The 23,889-nt window shown below is 69.9% G+C and carries 15 protein-coding genes; 11 read left to right on the top strand and 4 right to left on the bottom strand.

Annotated features, from left to right (window positions below):
- Positions 1-201 precede the first annotated feature (201 nt).
- A complete protein-coding gene (topA, locus tag F1D61_RS30835) occupies positions 202-2,976 on the top strand; it encodes a type I DNA topoisomerase (protein WP_203155719.1) in 2,775 nt (924 codons plus the stop codon).
- 281 nt (positions 2,977-3,257) lie between these two features.
- Here topA and ruvX read toward each other — a convergent pair whose 3' ends face one another.
- Complete coding sequence (ruvX, locus tag F1D61_RS30830; RefSeq protein ID WP_203155718.1) at positions 3,258-3,755, bottom strand: Holliday junction resolvase RuvX; 498 nt, start codon at positions 3,753-3,755, stop codon at positions 3,258-3,260.
- A 104-nt stretch (positions 3,756-3,859) separates the two neighbouring features.
- On the opposite strand from ruvX, the gene F1D61_RS30825 reads away from it, so the two are divergent.
- From F1D61_RS30825 to gatB, 6 genes are all read left to right on the top strand, one after another.
- Positions 3,860-4,558 (top strand): metal-dependent hydrolase, encoded by a 699-nt coding sequence (locus F1D61_RS30825; RefSeq protein ID WP_203155717.1) that lies wholly within the window; start codon positions 3,860-3,862, stop codon positions 4,556-4,558.
- A 146-nt stretch (positions 4,559-4,704) separates the two neighbouring features.
- Entirely contained in the window at positions 4,705-5,130 is a 426-nt protein-coding gene (locus tag F1D61_RS30820) for a hypothetical protein (RefSeq protein WP_203155716.1), read from the top strand.
- Positions 5,131-5,242: 112 nt separating this feature from the next.
- Positions 5,243-5,530 carry an Asp-tRNA(Asn)/Glu-tRNA(Gln) amidotransferase subunit GatC gene (gatC, locus tag F1D61_RS30815; RefSeq protein ID WP_203155715.1) on the top strand — a complete coding sequence of 96 codons (288 nt, stop codon included), beginning with the start codon at positions 5,243-5,245 and terminating at the stop codon, positions 5,528-5,530.
- 38 nt (positions 5,531-5,568) lie between these two features.
- On the top strand, positions 5,569-7,098 hold the full coding sequence (gene gatA, locus F1D61_RS30810) for an Asp-tRNA(Asn)/Glu-tRNA(Gln) amidotransferase subunit GatA (protein ID WP_203155714.1): 1,530 nt from the start codon (positions 5,569-5,571) through the stop codon (positions 7,096-7,098).
- Positions 7,099-7,139: 41 nt separating this feature from the next.
- Positions 7,140-7,403, top strand: coding sequence for a hypothetical protein (locus F1D61_RS30805; protein ID WP_203159361.1), 264 nt, complete (start codon positions 7,140-7,142; stop codon positions 7,401-7,403).
- Positions 7,404-7,490: 87 nt separating this feature from the next.
- Positions 7,491-8,963: an Asp-tRNA(Asn)/Glu-tRNA(Gln) amidotransferase subunit GatB gene (gene gatB, locus F1D61_RS30800; RefSeq protein ID WP_203155713.1), complete on the top strand. Its 1,473-nt coding sequence runs from the start codon at positions 7,491-7,493 to the stop codon at positions 8,961-8,963.
- A gap of 442 nt (positions 8,964-9,405) precedes the next feature.
- On the opposite strand, the gene F1D61_RS30795 is transcribed toward gatB, so the two are convergent.
- From F1D61_RS30795 to F1D61_RS30785, 3 genes are all read right to left on the bottom strand, one after another.
- Complete coding sequence (locus F1D61_RS30795; RefSeq protein WP_203155712.1) at positions 9,406-10,713, bottom strand: HlyD family type I secretion periplasmic adaptor subunit; 1,308 nt, start codon at positions 10,711-10,713, stop codon at positions 9,406-9,408.
- Positions 10,713-12,689, bottom strand: a complete 1,977-nt coding sequence (locus tag F1D61_RS30790; protein WP_246775621.1) for a type I secretion system permease/ATPase — start codon at positions 12,687-12,689, stop codon at positions 10,713-10,715. Before F1D61_RS30790 ends, F1D61_RS30795 begins: the two co-directional genes overlap by 1 nt.
- Positions 12,690-13,085: 396 nt before the next feature.
- Positions 13,086-14,462: a carbohydrate-binding domain-containing protein gene (locus tag F1D61_RS30785; RefSeq protein ID WP_246775620.1), complete on the bottom strand. Its 1,377-nt coding sequence runs from the start codon at positions 14,460-14,462 to the stop codon at positions 13,086-13,088.
- Between the two features lie 808 nt (positions 14,463-15,270).
- Between F1D61_RS30785 and F1D61_RS30780 the strand changes: the two genes are divergently transcribed.
- The 4 genes from F1D61_RS30780 (at position 15,271) to F1D61_RS30765 (ending at position 23,883) form a co-directional block, all read left to right on the top strand.
- Positions 15,271-19,713 carry a DUF4082 domain-containing protein gene (locus F1D61_RS30780; RefSeq protein WP_246775619.1) on the top strand — a complete coding sequence of 1,481 codons (4,443 nt, stop codon included), beginning with the start codon at positions 15,271-15,273 and terminating at the stop codon, positions 19,711-19,713.
- A gap of 255 nt (positions 19,714-19,968) precedes the next feature.
- A complete protein-coding gene (locus F1D61_RS30775) occupies positions 19,969-20,268 on the top strand; it encodes a hypothetical protein (protein ID WP_203155711.1) in 300 nt (99 codons plus the stop codon).
- A 28-nt stretch (positions 20,269-20,296) separates the two neighbouring features.
- Positions 20,297-22,435 carry a peptidase domain-containing ABC transporter gene (locus F1D61_RS30770; protein WP_203155710.1) on the top strand — a complete coding sequence of 713 codons (2,139 nt, stop codon included), beginning with the start codon at positions 20,297-20,299 and terminating at the stop codon, positions 22,433-22,435.
- The gene (locus F1D61_RS30765; RefSeq protein WP_203155709.1) at positions 22,432-23,883 is read left to right on the top strand and encodes an HlyD family type I secretion periplasmic adaptor subunit; all 1,452 of its coding nucleotides are present in this window, start codon (positions 22,432-22,434) and stop codon (positions 23,881-23,883) included. The genes F1D61_RS30770 and F1D61_RS30765 overlap by 4 nt, the downstream gene beginning before the upstream one ends.
- The last annotated feature ends 6 nt before the right edge of the window (positions 23,884-23,889 follow it).

Genomic DNA, 23,889 nt, shown 5'->3' with positions numbered 1-23,889 from the left:
CCTGAGACCAGGGCTATAGGAGCCGGGCGACCGCCCCGCAAGGACGGGCGTGACGGAACGCATCCGACCATCGGCGGTATTTGACAAGCGCCGCGTCATCACCCACTTGTCCGCTTCGCCGCGCGAAAATCCGCGCCAGCCGCCCCGCACAAGTTGAAGCCCGATCTGCCGCGGTGTGCTCTTCGAAGAGGCAGCCCGTCCATGAAAGTCGTCGTCGTCGAGTCGCCCGCCAAAGCCAAGACGATCAATAAATACCTCGGCAGCGACTACGAGGTGCTGGCCTCGTTCGGGCATATCCGGGATCTTCCGGCGAAAGACGGCTCGGTCGATCCCGAGCAGGACTTCCACATGCTGTGGGAGCTGGAGGATCGCGGGGCCAAGCGCGTCGCCGAGATCGCCAAGGCCGTGAAGGGCGCCGACAAGCTGATCCTGGCGACCGACCCGGATCGCGAGGGCGAGGCGATTTCCTGGCACGTGCTCGAGGCGCTCCAGGCCAAGAAAGTGCTCAAGGACATCCCCGTTGAGCGCGTCACCTTCAACGCCATCACCAAGGATGCGGTCGCGACCGCGATGGCCCAGCCGCGGGCGATCGACCAGGCCCTGGTCGATGCCTACCTGGCGCGTCGCGCCCTGGATTACCTCGTCGGCTTCAACCTCTCGCCGGTGCTGTGGCGCAAGCTCCCGGGTGCCCGCTCGGCGGGCCGCGTGCAGTCGGTGGCGCTCCGCCTCGTCTGCGACCGCGAGCGCGAGATCGAGACCTTCAAGCCGCGGGAATACTGGTCGATCGTCGCCACGCTCAAGACCGAGAGCGGCGCGGTGTTCGAGGCTCGCCTCGTCGGCGCCGACGGCAAGCGGATCCAGCGCCTCGATGTCGGCAACGCCGAGGAGGCCGAGGCCTTCCGGCGCGACCTGGAGCTCGCCACCTTCACGGTCGCCTCGGTCGAGGCCAAGCCGGCCAAGCGCCATCCCCAGCCGCCCTTCACCACCTCGACGCTGCAGCAGGAGGCCTCGCGCAAGCTCGGCCTCGCCCCGGCCCAGACCATGCGGGTGGCGCAACGTCTCTACGAGGGCGTCGAGATCGGCGGCGAGACCGTCGGCCTCATCACCTACATGCGGACGGACGGCGTCGACATGGCGCCCGAAGCGGTGGCCCAGGCGCGCGAGGTGATCGGCGCGGAGTACGGCGACGCCTACGTGCCCGGCGCCCCGCGTAAGTACAGCGTCAAGGCGAAGAACGCCCAGGAAGCCCACGAGGCGGTGCGCCCGACCGATCTCGCCCGGCTGCCGAAGGACGTCGCGCGCTACCTCGAGCCCGAGCAGGCCAAGCTCTACGAGCTGATCTGGACCCGCACGGTGGCGAGCCAGATGGAATCGGCGGAACTGGAGCGCACCACCGTCGAGATCTCGGCCCAGGTCGGCCCGCGCCGCATCGACCTGCGCGCCACCGGCCAGGTGGTGAAGTTCGACGGCTTCCTCACCCTCTACCAGGAGGGCAAGGACGACGAGGAGGACGAGGAATCGCGCCGCCTGCCGCCGATGAAGGCCGGCGACGGGCTCACCCGCGAGCGCATCGCCGCGACCCAGCACTTCACCGAGCCGCCGCCGCGCTATTCCGAGGCGAGCCTCGTCAAGCGGATGGAGGAGCTCGGCATCGGCAGGCCCTCGACCTATGCCGCGGTGCTCCAGGTCCTGCGCGACCGCGAATACGTCAAGATCGACAAGAAGCGCCTGGTGCCGGAGGACAAGGGCCGGATCGTCACCGGCTTCCTCGAGAGCTTCTTCCGCCGCTACGTCGAGTACGATTTCACCGCCGACCTGGAGAGCCAGCTCGACCGGGTCTCGAACGCCGAGATCGACTGGCGCGCGGTGCTGCGCGACTTCTGGCGCGACTTCTCCGCGGCGATCGCCGGCACCAAGGAGTTGCGCACCACCGAGGTGCTGGAGGCCCTGAACGGGCTCTTGGCCGAGCACATCTTCCCGGCCAAGGCCGACGGCTCGAACCCGCGCGCCTGCCCGACCTGCGCCAGCGGCCAGCTCTCGCTCAAGCTCGGCAAGTTCGGCGCCTTCGTCGGCTGCTCGAACTACCCCGAGTGCAAGTACACCCGCCAGCTCAACGCGACCGGCCTCGACGGCGACGGCGAGGGCTCCGGCGAAGGCGGCCAGCCCGGCGTGCGGGTGCTCGGCGACGATCCCGAGACCGGCCTGCCCGTCACGCTCCGCGACGGCCGGTTCGGCCCGTTCCTGCAGCTCGGCGAGGCCTCGACCGAGAAGGGGGCGGAGAAGCCCAAGCGCTCCTCCCTGCCCAAGGGCCTCGCTCCTTCGGCGGTGGATCTGGAAAAGGCGCTCAAGCTCCTGTCGCTGCCGCGCGAGGTGGCGCGTCACCCGGAGACCGGCGAGCCGATCCTGGCCAATATCGGCCGCTACGGTCCCTACGTGCAGCACGGCAAGACCTACGCCAATCTCGGCAAGGACGACGACGTGCTGGAGGTGGGCGCCAACCGCGCCATCGACCTGATCGTCCAGAAGGAGCAGGGCGGCGGACGGCGCCCGGCCCAGGATCCCGGCCGCGTGATCGGCACCGCGCCAGGCAGCGACACCCCGATCACCGTCAAGGCCGGCCGCTACGGCGCCTACGTCACCGACGGCGAGATCAACGCGACCCTGCCGAAGGGGGCGGATGCCGAGGCGGTGACCCTCGACGAGGCCCTGCGCCTGATCGCGGCGCGGCGCGAGGCCGGCGGCGGGACGAAGAAGAAGGCGGGGGCGCGAAAGGCGCCGGCGAAGGCAGCGGCCAAGACGAAGACCGCGAAGGCCAAGACCGCGAAGGCGGAGGCTGCCGACGGGGCCGAGGGCGAGGCGGCGACGCCCAAGCCGACGGCCCGGAAGGCGGCGGCCAAAGCACCCGCGACGAAGACCACGACCGCCAAGAAGGCCCCGGCGAAGAAGCCGGCAGCCAAGAGCGCGGCGGGCGAATAGGGGACTGCGCCTGAACCCTCCCCCTTCTGCGGGGGAGAGTTGTCCGGGGAAAAGAAGAGGCGCGGGATCCCCTCTCCCGTGTGGGAGAGGGGTAGGGGTGAGGGTGCTACGGTGCCGCGTATAGCGCGTACCGTGGAGCTGCCAGCACAACGGTCACAGCTTTACACGGAAGCGTGTCACCCTCACCCCCGGCCCCTCTCCCACACGGGAGAGGGGAGGCGCGCCATTCCTTTCCCCGGACAGCCCTGCGCAGAGGGGCGGAGGGTTGAAGCGGCAGCGCCCTACCCCTCCGAAAAATCCTCCTCCCCATCCTCACGCAGCCCGTCGAGCACATCCAGGCAGCCCTGCAGGATGTAGGCGGCCGCCAGCTTGTCGACGAGTTCGCCGCGCCGCGCCCGTGAGGCATCGGCCTCGAGCAGGGTGCGGGTGACGGCGGCCGTCGACAGACGCTCGTCCCAGAACAGCACCGGCAGGGGCAGGATGGGTTTGAGGTTGCGGACGAAGGCCCGGGTCGATTGCACCCGCGGGCCCTCGCTGCCGTCCATGTTGAGCGGCAGCCCGACCACCAGCCCACCGACCGCGTGCTTCGTCGCGATCGCCGCCAGGGCCGCGGCATCGGGCGTGAACTTGACCCGCCGGATCGTCTCCAGCGGCGAGGCGATCCGGCGCTGCACGTCCGAGAGGGCGAGCCCGATCGTCTTGGTGCCGAGATCGAGCCCGAGCAGGCGGGCGCCGCCGCGCGACTCGGCGGCAAAAGCTGCGATCGTCTCCCGGTTCACGGTCGGCCTCCGCGCGTTAGGTAGGCTCTGCCGGCCCTACCCCGCCCGAGCGTCCGGGCGGCCGGCCGCCCATTCCGAAAAATCCTTCGCCCGGAGGTCATCCGATGCGCATCACCTGGTTCGGCCATTCCACCTTCCGCCTCGATTTCGGCTCCCACCACGTGTTGATCGATCCGTTCTTCAGCGGCAACCCGGCCTTCGAGGGCGACCGCAAGGCGGCGACCGCGGGCGCGACCCACATCCTCGTCACCCACGGCCACGGCGACCATGTCGGCGATACGGTCGAGATCGCCGGTGAGACCGGCGCCACGGTCGTCACCAACTACGACCTGTGCATGTGGCTGTCCTCGAAGGGCGTGACGAAACTGGAGCCGATGAATACCGGCGGCACCGTCGACGTCGGGGGTTTCCGGGTCAGCCTGGTGCGGGCCGACCACTCGGCCGGCATGAGCGAGGCCGGGGTGACGGTGCCGCTCGGCCTGCCGAACGGCGTGATCGTGCGCGCCGAGGGCGAGCCGACGATCTACCACATGGGCGACACCGACATCTTCGGCGACATGGCGTTGATCCAGGAGATCTACCGGCCCGACGTGCTGATGGTGCCGATCGGCGACCGCTTCACCATGGGGGCCGAGACCGCGGCGCTGGCGGTGAAGCGCTTCTTCAAGCCGAAGGCGGTGATTCCCTGCCATTACGGCTCCTTCCCGATCGTCGACCAGAGCGCCGAGCGCTTCGTGTCCGCGCTCGACGGCAGCGGCGTGCAGGTGGTCGTGCCGCACAAGGGCACCGCCGTCACGGTGTAGGGGACCGGCGGCCGCCCTCCCCCGGGGCGGCCCTCGCGGACCTGCACGGACGGCGCCGTTAGGGTTAACGAAAGGTTGACGTAGCGGGGCGGCACTGGCGAGATTAACGAAACGTTAATCGCTCGTCTCCCCGCACCGAGGTCGCCGTGGCTGCCGTCATCCTCCCCTTCTCGTCCGGCCCCGGCCGGCAGGACGAAGTCCCCGCGCCGCAGCCCGGCGCTCCGGCCCAGGGGCGGACGACCCTCGACCTCGACGGTGGTGCGAGCCCGCTGCGGGGCGGGAGCTTCGCTCCGGCGGCCCCGGCCCGCCGGGTGCCGGCCGAGGCGATCCTGGCCATCGGCCGCCGGATCTGCCGGGCCGCGGCTCTCCCGGACGAGCCGGCGCCGCAGGCCGGTGCCCCCCGGCGGATGCCGCGCAAGCACAAGCTGATGCTGCTGACCGCGGCCGCCGTGCTCTATACCGGCGGCATGGAGGCGCGCCGGACCTTCAAGCCGCGGGCGGTGATGATCGAGGCGCCGATCAGCCGGGCCCACGACATCGCGGCGCTTCCGCTCCAGCGGCCGGCGGCCTGACCACCCGCCCGTTGCGGCAGCGCGAAAGCCGGTGTTATAGCGCCTCGCGGCCGTGAACCGGCCGCCGGGCTTTCGACGAGCCCGGTTTCCCGCTTGTCCGAACGGAGTGCCCATGTCGGTCGACGCCAAGACGGTCCGGCGCATCGCGCATCTGGCGCGGATCGCGGTCACCGACGACGAGGTGGCGCCGCTCCAGGACGAACTCAACGCCATCCTGTCCTTCGTCGAGCAGCTCGACGCGGTCGACGTCGCGGATGTCGAACCGATGACCTCGGTGACCCCGATGGCGATGAAGAGCCGCGAGGACGTGATCACCGATGGCGGGCATGCCCGCGAGATCGTGTTCAACGCGCCGCTGACCGAGGACAACTACTTCGTGGTGCCGAAGGTCGTCGAGTAGTCGCGTTCGAGACCACCGAGACCGACGACAGCGCACCCATGGCGGCCGCCAGGCCCCGACAGGACGAGACGATCGTGAGCACCAAGCCGGCAGAGCTGACCGACCTCACCCTGGCGCAGGCCCGCGACGGCCTGCGGGCCAAGGACTTCTCCGCCCGGGAGCTGACCCAAGCCCATCTCTCGGCGATCGAGAAGGCCCGCGTGCTCAACGCCTACCTGCTCGAGACGCCCGACCGGGCCCTCGCCATGGCCGACGTCGCCGACCATAAGCTCGCCGCCGGCGAGGCCCGGCCCCTCGAGGGGCTGCCGCTCGGCATCAAGGACCTGTTCTGCACCCACGGGGTGACCACCACGGCGGGCTCGAAGATCCTCGACGGCTTCCAGCCGCACTACGAATCCACCGTCACCCACAACCTGTGGCGCGACGGCGCGGTGATGCTCGGCAAGCTGAACCTCGACGAGTTCGCCATGGGCTCCTCGAACGAGACCAGCGCCTACGGCCCGGTGATCTCGCCCTGGCGGCGCAGGGATTCCGACACCAAGCTGGTGCCCGGCGGTTCGTCGGGCGGCTCGGCCGCCGCGGTCGCCGCCCGCCTGTGCCTGGGCGCCACCGCCACCGATACCGGCGGCTCGATCCGCCAGCCGGCGGCCTTCACCGGCACGGTCGGCATCAAGCCCACCTACGGCCGCTGCTCGCGCTGGGGCACCGTCGCCTTCGCGTCGTCCCTCGACCAGGCCGGGCCGATCGCCCGCACGGTGCAGGACACCGCGATCCTGCTGACCTCGATGTCCGGGCACGACGACAAGGACACGACCTCGGTCAACCTGCCCGTCCCCGATTTCGAGGCGGCGGTGAATCGCGGCGTGAAGGGCCTGACCATCGGCATCCCGAAGGAGTACCGGGTCGACGGGATGCCCGCCGAGATCGAGCGGCTGTGGCAGCAGGGCGCCGACTGGCTGCGCGCGGCCGGCGCCAAGGTGGTCGAGGTCTCGCTGCCGCACACCAAGTATGCTCTGCCGGCCTACTACATCGTCGCCCCGGCCGAGGCCTCCTCGAACCTCGCCCGCTACGACGGCGTCCGCTACGGGTTGCGCGTCCCGGGCAAGGACATCGCCGGGATGTACGAGGCGACCCGCGCCGCCGGCTTCGGCCGCGAGGTCAAGCGCCGGATCATGATCGGCACCTACGTGCTCTCGGCCGGCTATTACGACGCCTATTACGTCCGGGCGCAGAAGATCCGCACGCTGATCAAGCGCGACTTCGAACAGGTCTACGCCTCGGGCGTCGACGCGATCCTCACCCCCACCACCCCGTCCGCCGCCTTCGGCTTCGGCGAGAAGGCCAAGGCCGACCCGGTCGAGATGTACCTCCTCGACGTGTTCACCGTGACGGTGAACATGGCCGGCCTTCCGGGCCTCGCGGTGCCGGCGGGCCTCGACGCGCAGGGTCTGCCGCTCGGCCTCCAGCTGATCGGCCGGCCCTTCGACGAGGAGACCCTGTTCGCGGCGGGCCAGGTGATCGAGGAGGCGGCGGGCCGCATCGCCCTGCCGCAGGCGTGGTGGGCGTGAACCACCCGACCGTTCCCTACTACCCGCCCGAAGTCTGGATCATGGCGGCGTTCGATCCCGTCCTGATCGGGCTCGCCCTGTATCTCGGCTGGAAGGCGGACCAGTTCGGCAAGGTCGTCCTCGTCGCGATGATCGCGCTGGTCGGCTCGGTGCTGGTGTCGTGGGTGCTGACCGGCATCGGCGTGCCCTGGCCGGCCCCGATCGGACGGGAACTCCCGACCTTCTTCCCCGTCCGCACCGCGGCGGCGCTGATCTACGCGATCGTCGGCTACACCGCCCGGCGGACGATCGCGCCGCGCGCTTGACGGCTTCGCGCGGCCCTTCCTACTAGTCGGGAAACCATCCTCTTTCCTGCGGGAGAGGGGACGATCCTGCGAGAATCCGAGACCCTCATGAACGCTCCCGTGAACCCCAAGAAGCTGATCAAGGGCGCGCTGGGCGACTGGGAGGTGGTGATCGGCATGGAGATCCATGCCCAGGTCACCAGCCGCTCCAAGCTGTTTTCCGGCGCGCCGACCGCCTTCGGCGCCGAGCCGAACGACAACGTCTCGCTGGTCGACGCCGCGATGCCCGGCATGCTGCCGGTGATCAACCGCGAATGCGTCGCCCAGGCCGTGCGCACGGGTCTGGGCCTCAAGGCGCAGATCAACCACCGCTCGGTGTTCGACCGGAAGAACTACTTCTACCCGGACCTACCCCAGGGCTACCAGATCAGCCAGTACAAGAGCCCGATCGTCGGCGAGGGCGAGGTGCTGGTCGACCTCCCCGACGGCGAGAGCATCACGGTCGGGATCGAGCGCCTGCACCTGGAGCAGGATGCCGGCAAGTCGCTGCACGACCAGTCCCCGACGATGAGCTTCGTCGACCTCAACCGGTCGGGCGTGGCGCTGATGGAGATCGTCTCGAAGCCGGACCTGCGCTCGTCGGAGGAGGCCAAGGCCTACGTGACGAAGCTGCGCACCATCCTGCGCTACCTCGGCACCTGCGACGGCGACATGGAGAAGGGCAACCTTCGCGCCGACGTGAACGTCTCGGTCCGCAAGGTCGGCGACCCCTTCGGCACCCGCTGCGAGATCAAGAACGTCAACTCGATCCGCTTCATCGGCCAGGCGATCGAGGTCGAGGCGCGGCGCCAGATCGCCATCATCGAGGATGGCGGCACGATCGACCAGGAGACCCGCCTGTTCGACCCGACCAAGGGCGAGACGCGCTCGATGCGCTCGAAGGAAGAGGCGCACGATTACCGCTACTTCCCCGATCCGGACCTGCTGCCGCTCGAATTCGACCAGGCCTTCGTCGATGGGCTGGCCGCCGGCCTGCCGGAACTGCCCGACGCCAAGAAGGCCCGCTTCATCGAGGCCTACGGCCTGTCGCCCTACGACGCGACGGTGCTGGTGGCCGAGCGGGCCTCCGCCGACTATTTCGAGGCGGTGGCCAAGGGCCGCGACGGCAAGATCGCGGCGAACTGGGTCATCAACGAGCTGTTCGGCCGCCTGAACAAGGAGGCTAAGTCGATCGAGGACAGCCCGGTCTCCGCCGCCCAGCTCGGCGCCATCGTCGACCTCATCGGCGACAACACCATCTCGGGCAAGATCGCCAAGGACGTGTTCGAGATCGTCTGGAGCGAGGGCGGCGAGCCGCGCCAGATCGTCGAGAGCCGGGGCCTGCGCCAGGTCACCGATACCGGGGCGATCGAGGCGGCGATCGACCAGATCATCGCGGCCAACCCCGAGAAGGTCGAGCAGGCCAAGGCGAAGCCCACCCTGCTCGGCTGGTTCGTCGGCCAGACCATGAAGGCGACGGGCGGCAAGGCCAACCCGGCGGCGGTGAACGCGCTGCTGAAGGCGAAGCTCGGCATCGAGTGAGGTGCCGACGCGGCCCCGGGGAGGCCCGGGCGATCGCATCCCTTTCCCCGGCCAGCCCTGCCGAGACGGGGGAAGGGTGCGGGGCGCGCGACCTGTGAGGATCATCCGCAACGTGCGCCACCGCACATTCCGACGCCCCCGTCTCAATCGGGCATGCGCGGTTTGTGCGGTGCGGTGAACCTTCCGCTGCGTTCGTCGTTCTATCCCGGAGCCGCCCGCCCCCGATCGACGCGCTGGCGCGTCGCTTGCGTGAGGCGGGCACCAACCAACCCGGCATGACGAGGACCCTTGATGCTGAAGACCATCACCTACGCGATGATCGGTGTCCTGGCCTGCGGGCTCTTGGTGGCCGTGGTCGGCGTGACCGGCGCCATCGGCGGCTGACGCAATCGCCGCGAGGCCCGTCCCGCGCGGGACGGGCCTCGCCCTCGGTTCCCTTTTCTCACTTCTCCCGGAATGCCCTCGCGACCTGGTCGGTGAGCGGCTTGGTGAAGAAGCTCAGCACCGTCCGGCTTTCCGTCTGTATGAAGGCCTCGACCGGCATGCCGGGGGTGAGGCGCACCGTGCCGAGACGCTTCATCTCGGCGTCGGACACGGCGACCCGGGTGGTGTAGGTGCCCTGCCCGGTCCGCGGATCGGTGGTCAGGTCGGGAGAGATCCGCGACACCGTCCCCATGACGACCGGCGTGGTCCGCTGGTTGAAGGCCGAGAACCGCAACGATGCCGCCTGCCCGACATGGACCTGATCGATGTCCTGCGGCGCGAGCTTGGCCTCGACGGCGAGATGATCGGCGGTCGGCACGATCTGCATGATCTCGGCGCCCGGCGCCACCACCCCGCCCACCGTGTGGACCGCGAGCTGGTGGACGAGGCCGTCCTGCGGCGCACGGATCTCGACCCGTCGCAGCTGGTCCTCGGCGGCGATGCGCCGCTCGGCATATTCCGACACCTTGCTGCGGATCTCGGCCAATTCCTTGCCGACCTCGGTGCGCAGGTCCTGGTCGATCTGGAGGATCTGGAGCCGCGTCTCGGTGATCCGGCCGCGCACCTGGGCGATGGTGGAGACCAGCGTCCCCTTCTCGCCCTCGAGCCGGGCGAGGTCGCGCTCGAGCGCGCTCACCCGCTGGATCGGCACCAGCTTCTTCTCCCACAGGTCGCGCACCCCGCCGAGTTCCCGCTCGATCAGGGTGATCTCGCGGGCCTTGGCGGCGATCTGCTCGTCGAGGCCGCGGATCTGCTCGTCGAGCTGGCCGACGCGCTCGGCGAGCTGCGACTTCTGGCCCTCGCGGGCGCTCGCCCGGGTCTGGAACAGGCGGCGCTCGCCGTTGATCAGGCTCGCCACCACCGGGTCGGCGGAACGGGCGGTCAGCTCGGCCGGAACGGCGAGGTCCGAGGCGCCGTCGCGCTCCGCCTCGAGGCGGGCCCGGCGGGCGGTCGATTCGTCGATCGAGCGGGTGACGATGGCGAGGTTGGCCTGCACCACCGTCTCGTCGAGGCGCAGCAGCACGTCCCCGGCGGCGACCCGGTCGCCGTTCTTCACCCGCAACTCGCCGACGACGCCGCCGGTCGGGTGCTGCACCTTCTTGACGTCGGATTCGACCACCAGCGAGCCGGCGGTGACGACGGCGCCGGAGAATTCCGCCGTGGCCGCCCAGCCGCCGGCGCCGACGAACAGGAGGGCGCCGCCGATCGCGCCGGCCAGCAGGTGGCGGCGGATGGAGGCCTGCGTGTCAGGGGTGATCGGGCTCATCACGCGCGCCCTCCCTGGGCGACCTTGAGGGTGAAGGCCGGTGCGAAGCTCGCCGAGCCGGCCTGCATGCCTTGCATCGGGCGCTCCGCCGGCATCGGGCGGGGGCGGTTGAGGGCGGGCAGGACCTCGTCGCGGGGGCCCAGCGCCTGGACGCGGCCCTGGGCCATCACCATCACCTGGTCGAGGGCGGCCAGCGCGCTCGGCCGGTGGGCGACCACCACCACGATGCCGCCGCGCGCCCGCACCCCGGCGATCGCCTCGGTGAGCGCCGCCTCGCCCTCCTGGTCGAGATTCGAGTTCGGCTCGTCGAGCACCACCAGGAAGGGATCGCCGTAGAGGGCGCGGGCGAGCGCCAGGCGCTGGCGCTGGCCGGCCGACAAGAGCGCGCCGCGCTCGCCGATCTGGGTCTGGTAGCCCTCGGGGAGCGCCAGGATCAGGTCGTGGACCCGGGCGGCCTTGGCCGCCGCGATGATCCCGTCGGCCTCGGCCCCCGGCCGGAAGCGCGCGATGTTGGCCGCCACGGTGCCGGGAAACAGCTCGACCTCCTGCGGCAGGTAGCCGACATGGCGCCCGAGATCCCGCGGCCGCCACTGGTCGAGGCGGGCCCCGTCGAGGCGCACCGCGCCGCGATCCGCCGGCCAGATCCCGACGAGGAGGCGGGCGAGCGACGACTTGCCCGAGGCGCTGTGCCCGACGATGCCGAGCCCCTGCCCGGCCGCCAGCGACAGGCTGACGTCGAGGGCGGTGAGGCGCGGCCCGCCGGGCGGGCCGACGCTCGCCTGCTCGACGGTGAGCCCCTCGCGCGGCGCCGGCAGGGTCAGGCCCTCCGGCTCCTCGCCGGCCGCGTTCAAGGCCGCCCCGAGATGGCGCCAGCATTCGCGGGCGGCGGAGAAGGTCTTCCAGTAGCCGATCGCCTGGTCGATCGGTGCCAGCGCCCGGGCGCTCAGGATCGAGCCGGCGATGATGACGCCGGCCGTCGCCTCCTGGCGGATCACCAGGAAGGCGCCGACGCCGAGCACCGCCGATTGCAGCACCACCCGCAGCACCTTCGCGATGTTGTGGATCGCCCCCGTGATCTCGGCGGTGCGCTCCTGGGTGGCGTGCGACGTGGCATTCACCTTCGTCCAGAGCCCGGCGAGGTCGGGCTCCATGCCCATCGCCCGCACGGTCTCGGCGTTGCGCCGGCTCGCCTCGGCGACGAAGCCGCGGGCGGCCGCCGCCTCGCGGGCGTCGCGGGCGTGGTGGCGGGTGAGGATCTCGGCGAGCACCGTCAGGCCGACGAGCGCGAGCGCCCCGAACAGGGCAGTGAGCCCGATCCAGACGTGGAAGGCGAAGAGCAGGCCGAGATAGACCGGAATCCAGGGCAGATCGAACAATGCGCCCGGGCCGCCGCCGGCCAGGGCGGAGCGGATCTGGTCGAGGTCGCGCATCGGCCGCAGGCCGTCGGCCTCCGCCCGCCCGCGCAACGGCAGGGTGACCACGGCGCGAAAGACGTTCCGGCTCAAGGATTCGTCGAAGGCCTTGCCGGCGCGGAGCAGCAGGCGCGAGCGGATCAGGTCGAAATAGCCCTGGCCCAGATAGAGCACGAGCACGATCAGGCTCAGGCCGACCAGCGTCGGCACGCTGCGGCTCGGGATCACCCGGTCGTAGACTTCGAGCATGTAGAACGAGCCGGCGAGCGCCAGCAGGTTCACGGCCCCGCTCAGGACCGCGACGCCGAGGATCACGTGGCGCAGCCGCGCCAGGGCCGCCACCATCGGCGGGGCCGAGGCCGCGCGCGACCGCCCGAGGCCGAAGGCGGTGAGCGCGTCGTGGCGCAAGCCGTCGTCGCCGGGCGCGGCATGTCCGGGCTCGGGCTGGCCGGCTGGCCCGGTGGAGGCGAAGCGATCGCGCAGCCGGTGCAGGGCCGGCGCGGTCAGGCCACGGGCGCGCCGGGCGGCGCCGGCCAGGGAGACGTGCGAATCGGGGGATGTCACGGGATGGCTGGGCTCCGTTCGGCGGCGCGCGGCAACGGGCCCGGACGGGGCAGGCGGCGCAGCGGGAATGAGTGAGGCAATTTCCGATTGAACTTCGAATATCGATGAGGCGCGGGTTTCCCCTCTCCCCGCGGGCGGGGAGAGGGCTGCTGACCCCTTGTCGGGTCAGCGGCAAGCCCGCAGGGCGAGGGTGAGGGGGTGTCTCCGGATGAGGCCCCTCCGGCACCACCCCCTCACCTTCGGCTGCCGCCTCGCTGCGTTCCCTGCACGGGAACACAGCCCTCTCCCCGCCCGCGGGGAGAGGTGACTTAATCTCGATCCGATCAGATCTTTTGGGGACCGCACGAGACGCGAATATCCCCGCCCACCTCCCGGCGGGCGGGGCCGTCACGCCCCTCAGACGAGGTAGTCGTGGAAGGTGAAGTGCTTGGCGCCGTTATCCGCCAGCGTCAGGTGGGCGGTCGGGACGTCCTGGCCGTGATAGCTGGCGCTGTCGACGTAGAGGTTGCGGTCCTTCGCGTCCGTTCCGCCCCAGGCGTCGTTCAGGAACTTGACCGCCACGTCGTGGTCGCCCTGGCCCCAGTCGCCGCGGACCGAGATCAGGTCGGACTGGCCGGCACCGTGCAGGGACTTCGCGGTCTGGACCCCGCCGATCTGCTTGCCGTCCACCGAGATGGTGTATTGCGCGTTGCCGTTATAGGCGTCCTGGCTGATCTTGAGCAGCAGCTGGTCGGAGCCGCTGCCGAGGCTGACGCTCGGCTGCGCCGTGCTGCCGGTGGACGGGACGGTCACGGGGGTCGTGACCGGGGCGGTCGTGACCGGCGTCGTGGTGGCGGGCGTGCCGGTCACGCTGTGGTCGCCGCCGCCCGCCGGGGTCGCGGCGGTGTTGTTCGTCACCATTTCCAGGTGCGAGCGGATCGCCCCCATGTCCTTGAACAGGTTGTCGACCTGGGTCTGGCTCACGCCCTTCTCGAGATAGGCGAGCTGCAGCGTGTTCGGGCCGGCGGTGTCGGTGACGTAGCCGCCGTAATTCTGGTAGGCCTTGGCCAGGGCCATGCCCTCGGAGGTCGTGATGCCGATCTTGGTCAGGTCGACGTCCTTGGGGATCGCGAACAGCGAGCCGAGGGGGATGGAGCCCGAATAGCTGCCGCTGAAGCCGTCGGCGGAGGTCGCCGGCCAGACATAGGGCGTGCTGCTGGAGCCGGCCTGGGTGGTCGAGATCGCCATCGCCACGGCGTGGTCGATATGGCCGGCATCGAGGTCCGCCTTCTGGACCACGCCGCCCATCAGCGACATGCCGGCGGCACGGATGCCCTCGTGCGCGCCCGGCACGTTGGCGATGCCGTCACCCGTCAGGGTGTTCTCGACGACGTAATTGGCGTGGTAGCTGTTGGTGCCGGTCTTCGCGCCGAGCCAGGTCTCGATGTAGTGCTGGCCGTCCTCGGAGACGATGATCGCCCAGCCGTCGCCGGTCTTGAACTGCACGTCGGTCGGCGTCCGCATCTGGAACGAACCGTTCATCGACGAGGTGTTGCCGAAGGTCCAGTCGGCGTTGGTGCCGCGGCTGTCGTAGTTCCAGGTCGCCATCGGGTCGGTCGACTTGGCCTGATAGATCGGAATCGCATCCTGGCCGATCCAGGTGTTGACGCCGGCCTGATGCTGGAGGGAGGCGGTCTGCGCTCCGGATGCAGCCTGGAACTGGGCGTTCGACCCGATCGGGGTGTTCCAAATGCTGCTCGGCGCAAAAGGCTGCGCGACCGTTTCATAAGCCATGTATCACGTCCAGATCTGTGGAACGGGTGCCGGACCGCAGAACGCGGCGGCATCGATGCATCATCGTCAAAAGATCAGCGCCCGACCGGGGCCCGATCCGATGTGCGAGCCGGACAATAAGTAGCAATGTTCGGGTGTCAAGCCTAGGTTAACCATTGTAGTCTTGTCGATACTTTATCAAGTGATTCGGCAGCGATCCGGGATGGGTCGCCGATTCGCGGGAACCGACCGGTAAAATCTGTGCAGTGAATGGCGGCCGGAGCGGCATTCGGCCGTCGTTGCGCCAAGAGATCCGGCCCGACAACTCTCACGCTCGTGATGCAGCGCAGCAACTCGGCCGTATCGAGAGCATGCGGATTGGTCTTCAGGGCGGTCGCGTGGTCTCGATTGGTCGCCGTACATAAGATGAATGATCGTCCCGATGTGAGACATGGCGTGACGGCCGGCGATGAGAGCCGGTGTTGCAGACCGCGAAGCTGTGCCCCGATCTCGCGATGCGTCGGTGACCGGCAGTCCAGACAGACAATACGGGCAATCGACCCGGGCCGGATGATTGCGGCGGCCAAGACGATCCACCGATCGATACCCGCGACGACTTGCGAAAGCCGACCTCTCCTTGGCGCTGCGCAGATCTGTCCAGACGCGGCGCGCCGACGACACAAGCACTCTGTGCACCAATCGTGAAGCACCGTCAAAAGGCGTAGGCGACAGTTGTCGGCAGCGCCGAAAGGCTGCATGCGCCGCGGGCTTAAGGCTCCTTCCACAATCCAGGTCCAGGTGTGACAGTGCCGTTCACCGCGAATCTTTCTTGTCGAAAGCAGACGCCATGCTCTATTCCGACGAGACGACCGTCGATCCGGCGCTCAATCCCATTCAGACCGGCACGAATGCATCGTTCTCGGCAGCGGGATCGATCGAGCCGCCGGCCGCCGCGGTCGGCAGGAGCGACGCGCCGGAGAATGCCCCGTCCGCGAGCAGGGTCGCGGCGCTCACCGGCGCGGCGCCCGTCGGCTCGGGCGGCGTGCCCGATGCGGCCTCCGTCCAGACGGGCCAGGATCTCACGGCAAAGCCGGGACCGGCCGCGACCTCGAACGCGATCTTCTGCTGCGGCACCTGCGGCTACGTGAGCTGCCCGAGCCGGATCCTCGACCTGCCGGCGAGCACCATCCTGTCGGCGGGCGGGCAATTGCCCGGCTACGGCAGCAGCGCGCCGATGGGCGCCGTCACCACCCTGCCCGGCGGGGCGGAGACCGCCACGGCCGGCCCGACCAAGACCCAGATCCCGCGCATGAGCGGCCCGATCACCACCGCGGTGGCGCCGACGAAGGGCACCGGCACCACGAGCTCCCTGACCGTCAACTCGCTCAGCACCACCGCCACCGCGTCGAGCACCAACAAGATCGTCCTGGAGAACCAGAAGGTCGGCAACCCGGTCAGCGAGTGGGGCATCAACGGTTCTGGCGACGACAACATCGAGGGCTTCGCCACCGACATCAGCACCAATGTCGGCAAGACGGTGAACTTCAAGATCGATACCGACTCGAACAACTACCGGATCGACATCTACCGGCTCGGCTATTACGGCGGCCTGGGTGCGCGCAAGATCGACACGATCCAGCATACCGGGGTGCAGACCCAGCCGAATCCCTTGCGCGACGCGGCGACCGGGATGGTCGATGCCGGGAACTGGGCGATCTCCGCCTCGTGGACCGTGCCCACGGATGCGGTCTCGGGCGTCTACATCGCCAAGCTGACGCGCCAGGACGGCACGGCGGGACAGAACGAGATCCCGTTCATCGTCCGGGACGATGCGAGCACGAGCGACATCATCTTCCAGACCGCCGACCAGACCTGGCAGGCCTACAACCCCTGGGGCGGGGCCAACTTCTACGGCGGCAACGGCCCAGCCACCGGCCAGGGCGCCGGCCGCGCCTACGCGGTGAGCTACAACCGGCCGATCACCACCCGCGGCGGCGGCCTCGCGGCGGGTCCCCAGGACTACATCTACGGTGCCGAGTTCCCGGCGATCATGTGGCTGGAGCAGAACGGCTACGACGTCTCGTACATGTCGGGCGTCGATGCCGACCGCAACGGCGGCCTGATCAAGAACCACAAGATGTATCTCGACGTCGGCCACGACGAGTACTGGTCGGGCCCGCAGCGTGCCAACGTCGAGGCGGCGCGGGATGCCGGCGTCAACCTGGCCTTCTGGAGCGGCAACGAGGTCTATTGGCGCACGCGGTTTTCCAACAGCATCAGCAGCGATGCCACCCCGTACCGGACGCTCGTCTCCTACAAGGAGACCTGGAGCGACAACCAGAACCTCGACCCGACCAACCAGTGGACCGGCACCTGGCGCGATCCCCGCGGACCCGCCGGCACGGTCGGCAACAACAGTCCCGAGAATGCGCTCACCGGCACGATGTTCCAGGTCGACGCCTACGTACTCGACACGATCACGGTGCCGTACGACGACGCGAACCTGCGCTTCTGGCGCAATACCAGCGTCGCCAACCTGCAGCCGGGCCAGACCGCCTCGCTCAACAAGAACTATCTCGGCTACGAATGGGACGAGGCGCCCGACAACGCCTCGGCCCCGGCCGGGCTGGTGCGCCTGTCATCGACGACGCTCGACGAGACGACCTATCTCCAGGATTTCGGCAACACCACCGGCAAGGGCACGGCGACCCACAGCCTGACGCTCTACCGCGCGCCGAGCGGCGCCCTCGTCTTCGGCGCCGGCACCGTCTACTGGTCCTGGGGCCTGTCGGCCAACCACGACAACGAGGCGACGCCGACCGATCCGCGGATCCAGCAGGCGATGGTCAACCTGCTCGCCGACATGGGCGTGCAGCCGGGCACCCTCGACCCGAACCTGACGCCCGCCACCGCCTCGACCGACCACACCGCGCCGACCTCGACCATCACCACGCCGAATACGGGCTCCAGCGTGACGGCCTTCACGCCCGTCACGATCACCGGCACGGCGGTGGATGCGGGCGGCGGCGTGGTCGCGGGCGTCGAGGTCTCGACCGACAACGGCGCGACCTGGCGCGCGGCCAAGGGCGACGAGAGCTGGAGCTACACCTTCGCCCCACAGGTCGCCGGCACCTACCAGATCCGCACCCGGGCGAGCGACGACAGCGTCAACCTGGAGACCCCGTCCGCCGGGCGCAGCCTGACGGTGACGGCCTCGCCCTCCCTCACCCTGTTCCCGGGTTCGGCCAAGCCCACGGTGACCAACACCGTCGACAGCACCCCGGTCGAGCTCGGCGTGAAGTTCCAGAGCTCCGCCGCCGGCACGATCAGCGGCATCCGCTTCTACAAGAGCACCCTCGACCGCGGGGTCCATGTCGGGACCCTGTGGTCGAGCACCGGCCAGAAGCTCGCCACCACGACCTTCACCAACGAGACCGCGGATGGCTGGCAGACCGCCACCTTCTCGAACCCGGTCACCATCACTCCGGGCGCGACCTACACCGCCTCCTACTACTCGACCCTCGGGCATTATTCGAGCGACGTGAACTACTTCAGCAGCACCGTTACCAGCGGCCCGCTCTCGGCGGCCGGCGGCAGCAACGGCGTCTACGCCTATGGCAGCACGAGCCAGTTCCCGACCCAGACCTTCAGCAACACCAATTTCTGGGTCGACGTGCTGTTCAACCCGTCCTCCGGCACGGCCAACCAGCCGCCGCAAGCCGTCAACGACACCGGCCCGGCGGTGACGAAGGACACCCCCGTCACCTTCGCGACATCCACGCTGCTGGCCAACGACACCGATCCGAACGGCGACACCCTGACGGTGACGGGGGTGAGCGGGGCGACCAACGGGACGGTCGCGCTCAATGCCAATGCCACCATCACCTTCACGCCGACGACCGGCTACACGGGTGCCGCCGGCTTCACTTACGCGATCTCGGACGGGCGCGGCGGTACCGCGTCGGCGAGCGTCGCACTCACGGTCTCGGCCCCGGGCACCAGCCCCCCGGTCAGCCTGTTCTCGTCCTCGGCGACGCCGGCGGCGACCAACACCAACGACACCAACCCGGTCGAGCTGGGCGTGAAGTTCCAGGCCTCGACCGCCGGCACGGTCAGCGCGATCAAGTTCTACAAGGGCACCCAGGATACCGGCACCCATACCGGCACGCTGTGGTCGAGCAGCGGCCAGGTGCTCGCCACCGCCACCTTCACGGGCGAGAGCGCGAGCGGCTGGCAGACCGCCACCTTCTCGAACCCGGTGACGCTGACGCCGGGCGCCACCTACACCGCCTCCTACCACACCAATGCCGGCCGCTACTCGACGACCGCCAACGGCTTCTCGAGCGCGGTGACGAACGGCCCGCTCACCGCGCCGGCCACGGGCAACGGCGTCTACGCCTATGGCAGCTCCAGCCTGTTTCCGACCAACACCTACCAGAGCACCAATTACTGGGTCGACGTCGTCTTCAATCCGAACGGCAGCGCCGCCAACCAGGCGCCGACGGCCGTCAACGACACCGGCCCGGCGGTCACGAAGAACACCCCGGTCACCTTCTCCACGTCCACGCTGCTCGCCAACGACACCGACCCGAACGGCGATCCCCTGACGGTGACGGGGGTGAGCGGGGCGACCAACGGGACGGTCGCGCTCAATTCCAACGCCACCATCACCTTCACGCCGGCCGCCAACTACACGGGGTCGGCCGGCTTCACCTACGCGATCTCGGACGGGCGCGGCGGCACCTCGTCGGCGAGCGTCGCGCTCACGGTGCTGGCGCCCAGCACCGGCTCGGTCAGCCTGTTCTCCTCATCCGCGACGCCGGCGGCGACCAACACCAACGACCTCAATCCGGTCGAGCTGGGCGTGAAGTTCCAGGCCTCGACCGCCGGCACGGTCAGCGCGATCAAGTTCTACAAGGGCACCCAGGATACCGGGACGCATACCGGCACGCTGTGGTCGAGCACCGGGCAGAAGCTCGCCACCGCGACCTTCACGGGCGAGACCGCCAGCGGCTGGCAGACCGCCACCTTCTCGAACCCGGTCGCGCTCACCGCGGGCGCCACCTACACGGCCTCGTACCACACCAGTGTCGGCCGCTACTCGCAGACCGCGAACGGCTTCGCCACCGCGGTGACGAGCGGCCCGCTCACCGCGCCGGCCACGGGCAACGGCGTCTACGCCTATGGCAGCTCCAGCCTGTTCCCGACCAACACCTACAACAAGACGAATTACTGGGTGGATGTGGTCTTCAACCCGTCGGCGGCGGCGTAATTCCATAAAATTCAGTCTAACACTTCTCAATTTTTGAAAAGTGCGCGCCTCCCCTCCCCCTTGTGGGGAGGGGCTGGGGGTGGGGGTGGTGCCGGATAGAGCGAGGCGGTGCCTCCTGCACCACCCCCACCCCTAACCCCTCCCCACAAGGGGGAGGGGAAAGCGCCTCTTCTTTCCCCAATAGCCTGACAGGACGCGGCAGGCGTCGACTCTGCCGAGTCTTTCAAAAAATGCCACTCGACTGGAGAAAACCCCATGATTCACGAAACCTACACCGACGGCATCAGCGAGATCACCGTCACCGGCTCGATCGTCCGGGTCGACCTGATGAGCCTGTCGCCGTCGGAGCGCGACATCCACGGCAACCCGGTGCCGGTCCTGCGCCAGCGCCTGATCCTGCCGGCCGACGCCTTCGCCAATGCCGCCGACCTGATGCAGCAGGTCAAGAACAGCCTGATCGAATCCGGCGTGATCCAGCCGGGCCAGCCGCCGCAAGAGGCCGTGCCCTTCGCAGGCGCCCGCCCGGGCCGCAACACCTCGCCGAACTTCTCCTGATCCCTCCCAAAACCACTCGGGCGCCGCCGTGGATACCGGACTGCACTGCCTCGTCGCCGTCGCGCGCCACCACGGCGTCGACCTCGATGCCGAACGCCTCGCCCACGCCTACGCGGTGGGGGAGGAGGCGGTCTCGAGCCCGCGCCTGACCCGGATGGCGCGGGAGGTGGGCCTCAGGGCCGGCCGCACCCGCCTGTCCTTCAGGAGCCTCACCGATCTCGGCGGCGCCTTCCCGGCGCTGGCTCATCTCAGGAACGGCAACTGGGTCGTCGTCACCGGCACCGACCGCAACGCCGAGGCGCCGCGCCTGGTCGTGTTCGACCCCAAGGCCGCCCGGCACGAACCGTTCCTCCTCGACGAGGCGGCGTTCTGCGCCGCCTGGGGCGGCGAGGTGCTGCTGATGCGCCCGAAGGCGCGACGGCGCAACGCGGACGGCCGTCGGCCCTTCGGTCTGCTGTGGTTCGTGCCCGAGATCCTGCGCCAGCGCCGGCTCTTCTCCGACGTGATCGTGGCGGCGCTCGCGCTCTACGCCGTCGGCCTGGCCGTCCCGCTCTTCTCGCAGCTCGTCATCGACCGGGTGCTGACCCACGAATCCTATGCCACCCTCACGGTGCTGGCCGGCGGCGTGGTGCTGGCGCTGGTCTTCGAGGCCTGCTTCACTTTCTTAAGGCGCTACCTGCTGCTCTACGCCTCGAACCGCATCGACATCCGGGTCGCGGTGAAGACCTTCGCGCATCTCCTCGGCCTGCCGCTCGCGCATTTCGAGCAGGTGCCGGCGGGCATCCTGGTCAAGCACATGCAGCAGGCCTCCCGGGTGCGGGAATTCCTGACCGGGCGGCTCCTCACCACCGCGCTCGATGCCTGCTCGCTCCTCGTCTTCATCCCGGTGCTGCTGCTCTACAGCCCGAAGCTGACGCTCGTGGTGCTCGCCTTCACGGGCCTCGTGGCGCTCACCATCGCAGCCCTGATCGGGCCGTTCCGGCGCCGGCTCCAGGCGCTCTACGATGCGGAGGGCGAGCGCCAGGCGCTGCTGGTCGAATCGGTCCAGGGCATGCGGACCATCAAGTCCCTGGCGATGGAGCCGTTGCAGGGACGGCAATGGGAGGATTCCTCCGCCCAGGCCGTGCAGATGCGCTACGGCGTCGAGCGCATCTCGGCCATCGCGCAGGCCGTGACGGGCTTGCTCGAAAAGCTCACCTCGGTGGCGATCATCGGGCTCGGGGCGCTCGACGTGTTCGACCGCTCGATGACGGTCGGCGCACTCGTCGCCTTCAACATGCTGGCCGGCCGCGTCTCGGGCCCGCTCGTGCAGATGCTCACCATGGCGCACGAGTACCAGGAAGTGGCGCTGTCGGTCCGGATGCTCGGCGAGGTGATGAACCGGGCCCCCGAGGCGGAAGGGCCGAGCCGCGGCCTGTGCCCGCCGGTGCGCGGCGAGATCACCTTCGAGGATGTCCGCTTCGCCTATGGGCCCGACCGGCCGCCGGCCCTCGATGCGGTGTCCTTCACGCTGGAGGCCGGCAGCATCGTCGGCGTGGTGGGGCGCAGCGGCTCGGGCAAGACCACCATCACCCGGCTGATCCAGCGGCTCTATCCGGTGCAGCAGGGGCTGGTGCGCCTCGACGGGCACGACATCCGCGAGATCGACCTCGCCCATTTGCGCCGCCAGGTCGGGGTGGTGCTCCAGGACAGCTTCCTGTTCCGCGGCACGGTGCGGGAGAACATCGCGGCGGCCAAGCCCTCGGCGAGCTTCGAGGAGATCGCCGAGGCCGCCCGCGCCGCCGGGGCCGACGAGTTCATCGAGCGCCTGCCGCGCGGCTTCGAGACGATGCTGGAGGAGAACGCCTCGAACCTCTCAGGCGGGCAGCGCCAGCGGCTCGCCATCGCCCGGGCCCTCGTCACCGATCCGCGCCTCCTGATCCTCGACGAGGCGACGAGCGCGCTCGATCCCGACAGCGAGGCGATCATCCGGCGCAACCTGCGCCGCATCGCCCGCGGCCGCACGGTGCTGATCGTCTCGCATCGACTGGCCACCCTGGTCGACGCCAACGCGATCCTGGTGATCGATGGCGGCCGCCTCGTCGCGACCGGGCGCCACGACCAGCTGCTGACCTCCTGCACGACCTACCGCCACCTGTGGAACCAGCAGACGAGGCAGGCCGCATGAGCGCTCCCAAGCCCGACGATACGGCCCGGCCCTCTCTCGCCTCGGTCCCGGATTCAGGGCCGGCCCCCGAGACGGCGCCGCCCCGCGGCGAGGTGGTGATGCTGCCGGCCCGGCGCCGGCCGGCCGTGGTCTCGGAGTTCCAGCCCGACGCGCTCGCGGTCGAGGAACGGGCGCCGCCCCGCGTCGCCCGCGCGACGCTCTATGCCGTCGCGGCGCTCCTGGCGACCGGCGTCGCGTGGTCGTGCCTGTCGGAGATCGACGAGATCGCCACGGCGCGGGGCCGGCTCGTCACCACGGTGCCGAACATCGTCGTCCAGCCGCTCGAGACGGCGGCGATCCGTTCGATCGCCGTCACGGTCGGCCAGTCGGTCAGGGCCGGCGAGACGCTGGCCGTCCTCGACCCGACCTTCAGCGAGGCCGACGTGCAGCAGCTCACCGCCCGGCTCGCCGCGGCGGAGGCCCTGGTGCGGCGGCTCGAGGCCGAGGATGCGGACAGGGACGCCGCCTTCGACCTGACGCGCCCCGAACAGTCGCTGGAGGCCCGCCTCGCCCGGCAGCGCCGGGCGCTGCGCGACAGCCGCCTGCGCGGCCTCGACGAGGACCTGGCCCGGGCCGAATCGAGCCTCGCTCGCAACCGCCGCGAGGAGAGCGTGCTGCTCGCCCGCCTCGACGGCCTGCGGGAGATCGAGGGGATGCGCACGACGCTGCTGGAGCAGCAGATCGGCTCGAAGCTTAACCTGCTGCAGACCCGCGACGCCCGCCTCGACGTCGAGGCCTCGCTGGTGCGCACCCGCGGCGCGCAAACCGAGGCGCGTCACGACCTCGCCAAGGCCACCGCCCAACGGCAGGCCTTCCTCGACGAGACCGGCCGCGCGGTGCTCGAAAACCTGGCGGAAGCCCGCGAGAAGCGCATCGTCGCGGCGGAAGAGCTGCGCAAGGCGACCCTGCGCCGTCAGCTCGTCACGCTCACCGCGCCGGCCGACGGCATCGTCCTCGACATCGCCCAGCGCGGCGCCGGCTCGGTGGCCAAGCAGGCCGAGCCCCTGTTCACCCTGGTGCCGGCGGGAAGCCCGCTGGAGGCCGAGGTGATGATCCATCCCCGCGACATCGGCCACGTCGCGGCGGGCCAGACCGCCCGAGTGAAGCTCGACGCGTTCCCGTTCCAGAAGCACGGCACGGTCTCAGGGCATGTCCGCACGGTCAGCCGGGACGCCTTCCCGTCGGATGCGGAAGGCCGCGGCAATCCCGGCCCGGGCCAGCCCCCCGCCCTGTTCTACCGCGCCCGCATCGCCCTCGACGATACCGCCTTGCGCGCCCTGCCCGCGGGCGCCGGCCTGATCCCCGGCATGGCTTTGCAGGGCGAGGTCCGGGTCGGCCAGAAGCGGGTGATCGCGTATTTCCTGTACCCGCTGATGCAGGTGGCGGATGAGGGGATCCGGGAGCCGTGAGAGGCG

Source organism: Methylobacterium aquaticum, from assembly GCF_016804325.1.
GTDB classification, from domain to species: Bacteria; Pseudomonadota; Alphaproteobacteria; order Rhizobiales; family Beijerinckiaceae; genus Methylobacterium; species Methylobacterium aquaticum_C.
This window is presented reverse-complemented; position numbering and strand designations above follow the sequence as displayed.

What these genes read in the sequence shown, in the direction of transcription:
- topA (WP_203155719.1), top strand. Translation starts at nt 202, where the DNA reads ATGAAAGTCGTCGTCGTCGAGTCGCCCGCCAAAGCCAAGACGATCAAT.
- F1D61_RS30825 (WP_203155717.1), top strand. Translation starts at nt 3,860, where the DNA reads ATGCGCATCACCTGGTTCGGCCATTCCACCTTCCGCCTCGATTTCGGC.
- gatC (WP_203155715.1), top strand. Translation starts at nt 5,243, where the DNA reads ATGTCGGTCGACGCCAAGACGGTCCGGCGCATCGCGCATCTGGCGCGG.
- gatA (WP_203155714.1), top strand. Translation starts at nt 5,569, where the DNA reads ATGGCGGCCGCCAGGCCCCGACAGGACGAGACGATCGTGAGCACCAAG.
- F1D61_RS30805 (WP_203159361.1), top strand. Translation starts at nt 7,140, where the DNA reads ATGGCGGCGTTCGATCCCGTCCTGATCGGGCTCGCCCTGTATCTCGGC.
- gatB (WP_203155713.1), top strand. Translation starts at nt 7,491, where the DNA reads ATGAACGCTCCCGTGAACCCCAAGAAGCTGATCAAGGGCGCGCTGGGC.
- F1D61_RS30795 (WP_203155712.1), bottom strand. Translation starts at nt 10,713, where the DNA reads ATGAGCCCGATCACCCCTGACACGCAGGCCTCCATCCGCCGCCACCTG.
- F1D61_RS30785 (WP_246775620.1), bottom strand. Translation starts at nt 14,462, where the DNA reads ATGGCTTATGAAACGGTCGCGCAGCCTTTTGCGCCGAGCAGCATTTGG.
- F1D61_RS30775 (WP_203155711.1), top strand. Translation starts at nt 19,969, where the DNA reads ATGATTCACGAAACCTACACCGACGGCATCAGCGAGATCACCGTCACC.
- F1D61_RS30765 (WP_203155709.1), top strand. Translation starts at nt 22,432, where the DNA reads ATGAGCGCTCCCAAGCCCGACGATACGGCCCGGCCCTCTCTCGCCTCG.